This is a genomic window from Streptomyces sp. NPDC001843 (genome assembly GCF_042891955.1).
Taxonomy (GTDB): Bacteria; Actinomycetota; Actinomycetes; order Streptomycetales; family Streptomycetaceae; genus Streptomyces.
This window is the reverse complement of the sequence record NZ_JBIATQ010000003.1, coordinates 353153-364885: the sequence shown is the minus strand read 5'-3', so window position 1 is coordinate 364885 and position 11733 is coordinate 353153. Positions and strand designations below refer to the sequence as shown.

The window sequence follows — 11733 nt, the reverse complement described above, 5'->3', positions numbered from 1 at the left end:
CCGGGCGCAGTCTCTACGGCATGACGAACTCCACGAACGCCAAGAACAACGTCAAGAACAACGCCGAGAACACCGCCAGGAACACCGCCAGGAACACCGACGTCCTGATCTCCGGCGCCTCCGTAGCCGGTCCCGCCCTCGCCTACTGGCTCCACCGCCACGGCTTCCGCCCGACGATCGTGGAGCGCGCCCCCGCCCTGCGGGACGGCGGTTACGCCGTCGACTTCCGCGGTGAGGCACACCTGTCCGTCCTGCGGGCGATGGGCATCCTGCCGGAACTGGAACGCGCCCGGACCGGCACGGGATCCATGAAGTACGTCAACAGCGCGGGCAGGCCCGTGGCCGAGATGCCCGCCGACCTGTTCGCCGGGGACATCGAGGTCCTGCGCGGCGACCTGTCCCGCATCCTCTACGACGCCACCAAGGAGCACACCGAATACGTCTTCGGTGACTCCGTCACCTCGCTCACCGAGGACGCCGACGGCGTGAGCGTCACCTTCGAACGCGGCGCGCCGCGCAGGTTCGACCTGGTGATCGGCGCGGACGGGCTGCACTCGACCACCCGCCGCCTGGTGTTCGGCCCCGAGGAACGGTTCGTCCGCCATCTCGGCGTCCACTGCGCGATCTTCACCACGGACAACTACCTGGGCCTCGACCACACCGGCCACGTCTTCCGCACGGCGGGCAGGTTCGTCGGCCTCCACAGCGCCCGCCACAACGCAGAGGCCAGGGCGGTCTTCTACTTCGCCTCACCGCGCCTGGACCTCCACCGCCGTGACGTGCCCCGCCAGCAGGCCGTCCTCGCCGAACACTTCGCCGGCAACGGCTGGGAGAGCGACCGCCTGCTGGAGGCGATGCGGCACGCACCCGACTTCTACTTCGACTCGGTCGCCCAGGTCCACATGGACACCTGGTCCCGGGGGCGGGTCGCCCTGCTCGGCGACGCCGCCCACTGCCCGTCCTCCCTCTCCGGGATGGGCTCCGGCCTGGCACTGGTCGGCGCGTACGTCCTCGCGGGCGAACTGGCCGCCGCACACGGCGACCACACGGCGGCGTTCGCGCAGTACGAGGAGCGGATGCGCGCCTACGCGCGGGGCTGCCAGAAGATGGGCGACGGTGTGGCCCGGCTGATGGTCCCCGGCAGCCGCGCCCTGGCCGCGTTCCTCAACCGCTACTACCGGCTGCTGCCCTACCTCCCGGGCAAGAACATGGCGTCGAACATCGCCCGCAGGACCGCCGAGGACATCACCCTGCGCGACTACGCGCCCCAGCTCATCCGGTGAGGGCGTCTGCCGCACCCGGGCTACTTCTGCTTCCCGCCGCCCTGGCCACCGCTCGCCCGGCCGTTCCCGCCCGCGCTGTCCGTGCCGCCGGAGGTGTTGCCGGAAGTGCCGTTCCCGGACGTGCCGTTCCCGGACGTGCCGTTCCCGGACGTGCCGTGGCCCGACGTACCCTTCCCGGACGTTCCCTTGCCCGAAGTGCCCTTCCCGGACGTGCCGTTGCCGGAAGTGGTCTTGTGCGAGTGCCCGTTCGCCGCGGCCGTCGCCCGCACCAGCTCACGGGAGCAATACGCGGCGACCTTGTCCTTCCCGCCCGCGTCCGCGACGAGCCGCTGCCAGGCCTTCCCCTCCAGCGCCTTGCCGCGGCCGACGACCTGTTCATAGGCACGGCAGTGGGCCTCGGTGTCCTGGGCGCGGGCCGGGCGGTCCGTCGGCCGGGGGCCGCCAGAGGACGCCGACGGGGCCGCACCACCCGGCCCGCCCGGGGCGAGGGCCGACGGGCGGGCGGTCTCCCGGCCGGCACCGGCTCCGGTCCCGTCCGCGGACGAGCCGCCCGAACCGATGGCCGCGACCGCCACACCACCCAGCGTGAGGCCGGCGAAGACCACGCCGAGCGTCATCCGCACGGAACGCCCCGCACGCCGCTCCGCTGTCACCCGCCAGTCGTCCCGGCGCCGGGTACGCGCCCGGTGCCCGTCCGCTCCCCGGGCCGACCGGAAGGCGGCCACGGCACGCTGCTCGGCCACGGGGTCGTGATCGCCGCCCCGCAGGGCGGTGGCCAGCGCCGTCTCCAGCGCCGCGGCGTCCCGCGCGTCCCATGGGCCGGATCCGGCGCCGTCAGGGTGCGCACGCCGGCGGCCCGGAACTCCGCCGCCGCTCAGCCGTTCACCCATGTCCGCTTCCGTTCCTGTCCGACCGGTCGTTCTCTTCACTCCCCCAGCGTCCGGGGAACCTCATCCGTCACACCCGCGCCCGCCTCGCCGCCCAGACCGAGCTGGCGGGCGAGGCCTTTCAGGCCCCGGTGGGCGGCCGTGCGCACCGCTCCCGGGCGCTTGCCGAGGACGCGCGCGGCAGCGGGACCGTCCAGCCCGACGACGACCCGCAGCAGTACGGCCTCGGCCTGGTCCCGCGGCAGCCCGCGGACCAGTTCCAGGGCCCGCTCGGTGGAGAGGGACTCCAGCGCCTGCTCATGCGTGTTGTGCGGGCCGGGCAGGTCCAGTACGTCCTGTTCGCTTCCGCCGGCCCGGGGCCGTACGCGCTGGCGGCGCAGATGGTCCAGGGCCCGGTGCCGGGCGATCGTCGCCGTCCAGCCACGGAACCCGGCCCCGTCTCCCTTGAAACGCCCCAGGTCACGGGCGATCTCCAGCCAGGCGTCGGACGCCACGTCCTCCGCGTCGTCACCGACGAGCCCGTGCAGATAGCCGAGCAGGCCCGGCTGCACGATCCGGTAGACGACCGCGAACGCGGCCTCGTCACCGTCCTGTGCCCGCGCGACCGCGGCGCCCAGTTCCCCGTCGTACGCCTGCACGCGACGGGGCTGCCGTACCTGGCCCAAGACCGTCCTCGTTCGCACCGGTTTTCACAGCGTTCCCTGTTGTCCGCCGCGCTCCGGCGCATCGACGGCCCCATGGTGACCAGCGTCCGTTCTCACGGAAATGTCACAACAGGTAAGAGGGGGGCGGTGGCCGGCGCCCCGTCCGGGCTGCCTCCGGGACGGCTTCCACAGCCCGCTCTCAGGAGACTGTTACCGCCAGTCACCGCATCGCCAAGGGAATTGAGCCCGGCGACCGGTTCAGGCGATCAGGCTGAAGGGTGGCTCCGTGGGCTGTGCGGCGGTTGATGACCGCACCCGGATGTGTCCCTTTCGCGCCCTTAAACCGGATGATATTAATGGGGGAATTCGGTCAAAAGGTGATAGATCGGTGAAGCGAGAGGTGAAACGAGAGCAACAGGCGCCCGAGCCGACCGCCGCACCCGGAGCAGAGCAGGGCGCGGTCCTGTCGTTCCACGCGCCCGCCCTGGCCGCCGCCCGCGTCGTGGCCCTCGGTGCCTGTCTGCTGGCCGCCCTGATCGGCGCGGTGGGCCTGTGCGGCTGGATCTTCGACATCGGCGTCCTGAAGAGCGTCCTGCCCGGTGTCGATGCGTCCATGAAGCCGAACACGGCCGTGGCCCTGCCGGCGCTGGCCCTTTCCGTGTTCCTGGTGGCCCGAGGACCACTGACCCCGCGGACGGTCGCCGTGGCCCGTTCGGCCGCGGTCCTGGGCGGCCTGATCGGCGGGCTCACCGTCGTGGAGTACGTGACCGGGGCGCACCTGGGCATCGACCAGCTTCTCTTCCGGGACGACACCGCCAGGGTGGCGACGGGGACACCCGGACGGATGGCACCCAACACGGCCGCGGCGCTGACGCTCGGGGGCGTGGCGTCACTGTGCGCGAGCGCACCGCGACTGCCCGCCTGGACGAGCCAGATTCCCGGCCTCGCCGTCCTCACCCTGGGCATGCTCCGGCTCTACGGGTTCGCCTACGGGGTGCCCGAGCTGGAACGGTTCGGCGCCTACACGGCCATGGCCCTGCACACCGCGCTCGCCCTGGTGCTGCTGGGCGTCGCCGTCTTCCTGGCCCGTGCGGCGGAAGGCCCCGCGGGGCTGCTGATGAACGCGGGCACCACGGGCGCGCTGGGCCGCCGGATGCTCGCCACCATCCTCGTCGTGCCGCCACTGCTGGGCTGGGCCGTCCTGGCCGGCGAGGACGCGGGACTGTACGGGACGCGGCTGGGCGTCGCGCTGCTGGTGGGCGGCCACGTGGCCGTGTTCGCCGCGGTCATCTTCGCCGCCCTCGGCGTGGGCCGCCGTATCGAGGTGGCGCACGCCCGCGCCGAACGGCAGGTGCGGCAGAACGCACTGCTGCAGGCGTTCATGGACCACACGCCCGCGGCGGTGTTCGTCAAGGACCTCGACGGCCGCTTCCTGGCGGTCAACACGAGGTTCGAGCAGGAGACGGGCCTGTCCCGCGAACAGGCACTGGGACTGAGGGACCGGGACGTCCTGCCGCCCGGCCTGGCACGGCACATGCGGACCGCCGATGTCGACATGCTGGCCCGCGGCACCCCGGTGCAGCGGGAGGAGGTGCTCGACCTGCCGGCAGGCCCCAAGGACGTCCTCACCTCGCTGTTCCCGCTCAACGACCCGTCCGGCAGACCGTACGCCGTGGGCGGCGTGGTCACCGACATCACCGCACGGGTCGCGGCCCAGCGCGAGGTCCAGCGGGCCCACCGGCGCTTCCTCGCACTGCTGGAATCCGCACCCGACGCCATCCTGATCACGGACGGCGACGGCACCATCGTCATGGCCAACGCACAGGTGGAACGGTTGTTCGGCCGCGGGTCGGTCGACCTCGTCGGCGCCGAGGTCGTCGACCTGGTGCCCGGCCCGCGGCGCCGGAGGCACAGCGCGCTCCTCGACGGTTACCTCCGGTTGCGCGACACCAAGCCGATGGTCCTGGACCGGGACCTGTACGGGCTGCACGGCGACGGCCGGGAGTTCCCCGTGGAGGTGAGCGTCAGCACCCTCCAGGCCGAACAGGAGACGTTGGTGTTCCTGACCGTCCGGGACATCACCGAACGCAGACAGGCCGAGGCCGACCGCGCCGAACGCTACGAGGAGCAACGGCGCATCGCCTACACCCTGCAGCACAGCCTCATGGGCGAACCGCCCCGGCTGCCCCACCTGCCCAGCGCCCACCGGTACCTGGCGTCCGTCCAGGGCCCCGGAGTCGGCGGCGACTGGTTCGACATCATCCCCCTGGACCGGGACCGTACGGGCATCGTCATCGGCGACGTGATGGGCCGGGGCCTCGAGGCCGCCGCCGTCATGGGCCAGCTGCGCGCCGCGTCCCACGCGCTGGCCCGCACGGGCGTATCGCCCAGCCGGCTCATGACCGGGCTGGACGCGTTCGTCGGCGACCTGGGGGACCAGCTCGTCACCTGCGCCTACCTGGTGATCGACCAGGACGCCGGCGAGGTCACCGTGTGCTCCGCCGGGCATCTGCCGGTCATCGCCCTGCCACCGGACGGGCCCGCCCACCGGCTGCCGGCACCGGTCGGTGTGCCGCTGGGCGTGACCGAGCTCAGCGGCGGTGGGGAGCCGTTCCGGGAGACGACCCAGCCGCTGCCGCCCGGCAGCACCCTCGCCCTGTGCACGGACGGACTGGTCGAGCGGCCGGGCACCGACATCGACGTCCAGATCGACGTCCTCGCCCACACCCTCGAGGTCACGCTGAAGGGCGCTCCCGCGGACCCGCGGATCCTCGACGAGGCCGCCTCCCGGCTGATCGGCACCCTCATCCCGGACACGGCCGCCCATGACGACGACGTCACCCTGCTCCTGGTCGCCCTGCCGGCGGCGGACGGGAACGGCTCCCACGCCTGACGGACCCGTCCGGGCGCGGGCCGATCACGGGCCGGCGTCCCTCCCGTTGGTCCCCGGCCCCGCTGGGTCTATCGTCGTCAATGCCGGGGCCAGAACGAGGAGGACGGCCGGTGATGCCGCAGGACGAGGCCGTGATCGGCTGCACGGGGAAGGTACTCATCGGAACCCGCGGATCCGCGGGCCCCGGTGAGATCCTGGTCAAGGTCAGAGGCGGCTCGGAGACCTTCCTCGCCTGGTCGGAGGATCCCCTGCCCACGGGGGCGACGGTGCTGGTGATCGAATCACGGGGATGCCGCGAGGTCGGTGTCATCGAGTGGGTGGATCCATTGGACGCGCTCGGCGACGACACCGCCGGCGCCGGTTGAGGAGTACAAGCAATGTTCGGATACCGCGTACCCGCCCCCGACGAGGCGATGTTGATCTCGGGTGGCCGGCGGGGACTGGGGGGCGCGCCGTTCCGGGTGGTGACGGGGCACGGCAAGTTCGTGCTGCCGGTCTTCCGGAAGGTCCGGTTCCTCACCCTGTCGATGTGCGAGTCCGAGGTCACCGAGACCTGTGTGACCAGACAGGGCATATCGCTGCACGTCCGCGCGGTCATCGCCTTCAAGGTCGGCAACGACCACGAGAGCATCATCAACGCGGGCCAGCGGTTCCTCTCCGACCAGGAACAGATGTCGGTGCTCACCGGCCGCATCTTCGCCGGTCACCTGCGGGCCATCATCGGCTCGATGACCGTCGAGGAGATCGTCACCGAGCGGCAGAAGCTCGCCGCCGAGGTCCTGGACACCTCGAAGACGGAGATGGCGAAGATCGGCCTGATCGTGGACTCGCTGCAGATCCAGTCGATCGACGACGGCGACACCGGCTACATCGACGCTATGTCCGCGCCGCACAAGGCGGCCATCCAGCGGCAGGCGCAGATCGCCCAGGCGCAGGCCACGCAGGCCGCGGTCGAGGCGGAGCAGGCGGCGGCCCGCAAGCAGGCCGAGTACGCGCGGCAGACCGCCGTCGTGAAGGCCGAGTACTCGGCCGAGGTGGACCGCGCCCAGGCGCAGTCCGCGCAGGCCGGACCGCTGGCGCAGGCGCACGCCCAGCAGGAGGTGCTCGCCGCCCAGACGGAGCTGGCGCTGCGCCAGGCCAAGCTGCGTCAGCAGCAGCTGGTGGCCGAGGTCGTCAAGCCGGCCGAGGCGGAGGCCGAACGGGTCAGGATCCTCGCCGCCGCCGAGGCGCAGCGCATGAAGATCCAGGCCGAGGCCGCGGCCTCCTACGACCGGGTCGCGCTCGACCGGATGCTGATCGACCAGCTCCCGCAGATCGTGAAGGAGGCCGCCGGCGGCCTGGCCGGCGCCAACGTCAACGTGCTGAACGGCGCGGACGGCCTCGGTGAGATCGCCGCGGGCCTGGTGTCCCAGGGCCTGACGATCCTCGACTCGGTCCGGCAGAACCTGAACGGCCAGGACGCGGGCGAGCGCCGCCCGGAGCAGAACTCCGAGCGGAACAAGGAGAGCGCCCTTCTCCAGCTGCGCGCGGGCAAGGAGCGCAAGGCCAACGACGGCCCGGTGGACGTCGACTAGCAGGTCCCGGTAGCGGTACAGGAGGTCCCCCGCGGTAGTACCCGCGGGGGATCCGGCGGCCGGTCCGTACTGCGTTCTCAGTAGCGGGAAGTGTCGGCAGGCGCACGACGACAGGAGGGCACGTTCCCGGAGAGCCTTGGCGGACAGTCGGCACCAGATGTGGAGACCTCCTGCCGTGGCTACCTTCCTGTATCGAGTGGGCCGTCTGGCCTTCCGGCGGCGCTGGTACGTCGCCCTTGTCTGGGCGGCCGTCCTGGCCGCCGTCGGATTCGGCGCGCTCAAGGCCCCGGGGGCCGCCGACGAGGGGTTCTCCATGCCGGGGATCGAGTCCCAGAAGGCGTTCGACCTGCTGGAGCAGCGCTTCCCCGGGGCCAGGGCCGACGGCGCGACCGCCCGCGTCGTCTTCGTCGCACCGGCCGGTGAGAAGGTGACCGCCGCCGAGAACAGGCGGACCGTCGAGAAGGCGGTCACCGAACTGGCCCACGGCCCGCAGGTGGCGAGCGCCGTCGACCCGTTCCGGGCGAAGGCGGTCAGCAAGGACGGTACGACGGCGTACGCGACCGTCACCTACAAGGTCAAGGGCAACGAGCTCAGCGACGAAAGCAAGACCCGGCTGGAGCGGGCCGTCGACGCGGCCCGTGACTCCGGGCTGACCGTCGAGGCCGGCGGGAGCGCGGTGGACGACCGCGGTGGCGCGGGCGGCGCCGCGGAGGGGATCGGTATCGCGATCGCCGCCGTCGTGCTGCTGATCACCTTCGGTTCGCTGGCCGCCGCCGGGCTGCCGCTGCTCACCGCCGTCATGGGCGTCGGCGTCAGCATGGCCACGATCCTGGCCCTGTCCCACGCCCTCGGCCTGTCCACGACGACCGGCACCCTGGCGATGATGCTGGGCCTGGCGGTCGGCATCGACTACGCGGTCTTCGTCGTCTCCCGCTACCGCGAGGAGCGCGCCAAGGGCCGTGCGCCCGAGGAGGCGGCCGGGCTCGCGGCCGGCACGGCCGGTTCCGCCGTCGTCTTCGCGGGACTCACCGTCGTCATCGCCCTGGCCGGGCTCTCGGTGGTCGGCATCCCGATGCTCACCAAGATGGGTCTGGCCGCGGCGGGCGCGGTGGTCGTCGCCGTGTTCATCGCGTTGACGCTGGTACCGGCGTTCCTCGGCTTCTGGCCGAACGCGGTGCTCAGGCGGAAGGCCCGCAGGAGCGGCCGTGTCGAGGAGACCACCGGGGACAACGGGGGCACCCGCTGGGCGCGGTTCGTGCTGCGCCGCCCGGTTCCCGTGCTGCTCCTCGGCGTGGTGGGCCTCGGGGCCCTCGCGGTACCGGTGACGTCCCTGGACCTGGGCATGCCGGGGGACGAGGCCAAGCCGACCTCCACCACCCAGCGCCGGGCCTACGACGACCTCGCCAAGGGGTTCGGGCCGGGCTTCAACGGGCCGCTGACCGTCGTCGTGGACGCCAAGGGCGACGCCGACCCGAAGGGCGCGGCGCGGACGGTGTCCGAGAAGATCGCCGCCACGAAGGGCGTCGTGTCCGTCTCCCCGGCCCGCTTCAACGAAGCCGGCGACACCGCGGTCCTCTCGGTCGTGCCCTCGACCGCGCCGACCGACGAGAAGACCAAGGACCTGGTGCGGACGATCCGGGACGAGCGTCCCGGGGTCGAGTCCAGGACCGGGGCGACCTTCGAGGTCACCGGCACCACCGCGGTGAACATCGACATCGCCGCGAAGGTGCAGGGCGCCCTGGTCCCGTACCTCGTGGTCGTCGTCGGCCTGGCCGTCGTCCTCCTGCTGGTGGTCTTCCGGTCCCTCCTCGTCCCGCTCAAGGCGGCCCTCGGCTTCCTGCTGTCGGTGCTGGCCTCGCTCGGCGTGGTCGTCCTGGTCTTCCAGGAGGGCCACGGCGCCGGACTCCTCGGCGTGGAACAGACCGGGCCGATCATGAGTCTGATGCCGATCTTCCTGGTGGGCATCGTCTTCGGCCTCGCCATGGACTACGAGGTGTTCCTCGTCTCGCGGATGCGGGAGGCGTACGTCCACGGGGAGCCGTCCCGGCAGGCGGTCACGTCCGGCTTCCGGCACAGCGCCCGCGTGGTCGTGGCCGCCGCTCTGATCATGATCGCGGTGTTCGCCGGGTTCATCGGCGAGAGCGAATCCATGATCAAGATGATCGGATTCGGACTGGCCTCCGCCGTCCTCTTCGACGCCTTCGTCGTACGGATGGCGATCGTCCCGGCCGTGCTGGCCCTGCTCGGCGACCGGGCCTGGTGGCTGCCCGGGTGGCTGGACCGGGTCCTGCCCCGCGTCGACGTGGAGGGCGAGGCGCTCAGCCGCGGCACCGAGGCGGACCCGGCCCCGGCCGAGGCGGCCGAACTGGAAGCGGCCCGCACCTGACACCACCGGACCCAGGGGCCGCCCGTGGCGAAGGACACGGGCGGCCCGTTCGCCGTTCGTCCCCAGAGCCGTCCACGATGGACCCAGCCCACCGACCGGAGAGCACGATGAGCACCACCAGCCCGGAGCGCCGCTACGCGGACCGCCTGGAGCAGTTCACGGACCGGCACCCCCTCGCCGTGGACGTCGTGGTGGCCCTGACGCTGATGGGCTGCGCGACCCTCGGCAGCAATCTCACCCTGCCCGGCGCCGACCCGCCCGACCAGGACAAGGCCGCCACCCTCCTCATGGGCGTGTCCTGCCTCGCCCTGCTGAAGCACCGGAGCCACCCGCGCACCTCCGTCGCGGTGACCGCGGTGTGCACGGTGGTCGCGGTCGCGCTGGGCTACCTGCTCACCCCCCTGCTGCTGGCGCCGATCATGGCGGCGCTCTACTGGCTGGCCACGCAGACCGACCGGAGGACCACCCGCGTCTACGGCGTCACCACCATGGCGGCGCTGGTGGTCGCGGCCGTGTTCTCCGACTCCATGGGACACGTCTCGCTGCTGCTCAGGACGATCGGCCCGTTCTTCTGGCTGCTGCTGCCGCTCGCCGCCGGCAACATGACCCGGCTGCGGCGCGCCTACCTGCAGGCGGTCCAGGCCCGTGCCGAGCACGCCGAGCGCACACGGGAGGAGGAGGCCCGGCTGCGGGTCACCGAGGAGCGCATGCGGATCGCCCGCGAACTGCACGACGTCGTCGCCCATCACCTGGCCCTGGCCAACGCCCAGGCAGGCACCGCCGCCCACCTCGCCCTCACCAGCCCCGAGCAGACCAAGAAGATCCTCACCGACCTGACCGGCACCACGTCCTCCGCACTGCGCGAGCTGAAGGCCACGCTGGGGCTCCTGCGCCAGAACGACGACCCCGACTCCGCGACGCTGGAGCCGTCCCCCGGCCTCGCCCGGCTGCCCGAGCTGGTCGTGGCGTGCGCGTCCGCCGGGCTCACCGTCACGGTCGGCACGGAGGGGGAGCCGCGAGGACTGTCCCCCGGGGTGGACCTGACCGCGTTCCGGATCGTGCAGGAAGCGCTCACCAACGTCACCAAGCACGCCGCGGCGGAGACCGCCCAGGTGCGGCTCGTGTACTCCGGCTCCCGTCTGCTGATCACGGTCAGCAACGACGGTCCGGCCGCCGCCGCGCCCGAGGGGGCCCTGAGCCGGGGCTTCGGCGTCATAGGCATGCGGGAACGCGCCCACTCCGTCGGCGGCGAACTGTGCGCGGGCCCCCGCCCGGAGGGCGGCTTCGAGGTCACGACCGCGCTGCCGCTCCAGCCCTCCTCCACCACGGCTGCCGCCGCCACCGCCGCCGCCGCTGCAGAAGAAAGCAGGACGCCATGAGCATCCGGGTACTGCTCGCCGACGACCAGGCTCTGCTGCGGGCCACCTTCCGGATCCTGATCGACTCCTGCGACGACATGGAGGTGGTCGGCGAAGCCTCCGACGGTGCCGAAGCGGTGGACCTGACCCGCGCCCACCACCCCGACATCGTCCTCATGGACATCCGTATGCCGGGCACGGACGGCCTCGCCGCCACGTCCGTCATCTGCGCCGATCCCGAGCTGTCCGCCACCCGCGTCCTCATCCTCACCACCTTCGAGACCGAGGACTACGTCGCCCAGGCGCTGCACGCCGGTGCCAGCGGTTTCCTCGGCAAGGACGTCACCGCCGACACCCTGCTGGCCGGCCTGCGCACCGTGGCCTCCGGCGACGCACTCCTGTCACCCGGCGCCACCCGCACCCTCATCACCCGCTTCCTCACCACCCCCGCCCGCGGCACCCACCTGTCGCCGCCGGAACGCCTCGCCGAGCTCACGGTCCGGGAACGCGAGGTCATGGCCCTGGCCGCGGAGGGGAAGTCCAACACCGAGATCGCCGAGGAGCTCACGCTCAGCCCGCTGACCGTGCGCACCCACATCCATCGGGCCATGACGAAACTGGGCGCCCGTGACCGTGCCCAACTGGTCGTCATCGCCTACCAGTCGGGCCTCGTACAGGCGGCCCCGCCCGCGCCCTGACCCGGAGCGC

9 protein-coding genes are annotated in these 11733 nt (G+C 72.3%); 7 read left to right on the top strand and 2 right to left on the bottom strand.

The genetic code is table 11. The features are described 5' to 3' along the window. Positions 1-20: 20 nt before the first annotated feature. Positions 21-1283 (top strand): FAD-dependent monooxygenase, encoded by a 1263-nt coding sequence (locus ACFYZQ_RS10170; RefSeq protein WP_389144120.1) that lies wholly within the window; start codon positions 21-23, stop codon positions 1281-1283. 20 nt (positions 1284-1303) lie between these two features. On the opposite strand, the gene ACFYZQ_RS10165 is transcribed toward ACFYZQ_RS10170, so the two are convergent. Together ACFYZQ_RS10165 and ACFYZQ_RS10160 are read right to left on the bottom strand one after the other, a co-directional pair. After that, positions 1304-2173, bottom strand: coding sequence for a hypothetical protein (locus tag ACFYZQ_RS10165; protein WP_389144117.1), 870 nt, complete (start codon positions 2171-2173; stop codon positions 1304-1306). 35 nt (positions 2174-2208) lie between these two features. Beyond that, on the bottom strand, positions 2209-2835 hold the full coding sequence (locus ACFYZQ_RS10160) for an RNA polymerase sigma factor (RefSeq protein ID WP_389144114.1): 627 nt from the start codon (positions 2833-2835) through the stop codon (positions 2209-2211). A gap of 367 nt (positions 2836-3202) precedes the next feature. On the opposite strand from ACFYZQ_RS10160, the gene ACFYZQ_RS10155 reads away from it, so the two are divergent. From ACFYZQ_RS10155 to ACFYZQ_RS10130, 6 genes are all read left to right on the top strand, one after another. Then, positions 3203-5707 carry a SpoIIE family protein phosphatase gene (locus ACFYZQ_RS10155; protein ID WP_389144111.1) on the top strand — a complete coding sequence of 835 codons (2505 nt, stop codon included), beginning with the start codon at positions 3203-3205 and terminating at the stop codon, positions 5705-5707. Positions 5708-5820: 113 nt separating this feature from the next. Further along, positions 5821-6072, top strand: a complete 252-nt coding sequence (locus ACFYZQ_RS10150; RefSeq protein ID WP_388792770.1) for a hypothetical protein — start codon at positions 5821-5823, stop codon at positions 6070-6072. A gap of 12 nt (positions 6073-6084) precedes the next feature. After that, a complete protein-coding gene (locus ACFYZQ_RS10145) occupies positions 6085-7281 on the top strand; it encodes an SPFH domain-containing protein (protein WP_389144108.1) in 1197 nt (398 codons plus the stop codon). Between the two features lie 175 nt (positions 7282-7456). Then, a complete protein-coding gene (locus tag ACFYZQ_RS10140; protein WP_389144105.1) occupies positions 7457-9667 on the top strand; it encodes an MMPL family transporter in 2211 nt (736 codons plus the stop codon). A gap of 107 nt (positions 9668-9774) precedes the next feature. Further along, complete coding sequence (locus tag ACFYZQ_RS10135; RefSeq protein WP_389144102.1) at positions 9775-11046, top strand: sensor histidine kinase; 1272 nt, start codon at positions 9775-9777, stop codon at positions 11044-11046. Next, complete coding sequence (locus ACFYZQ_RS10130) at positions 11043-11723, top strand: response regulator (RefSeq protein WP_389144100.1); 681 nt, start codon at positions 11043-11045, stop codon at positions 11721-11723. Before ACFYZQ_RS10135 ends, ACFYZQ_RS10130 begins: the two co-directional genes overlap by 4 nt. Positions 11724-11733 lie beyond the last annotated feature (10 nt).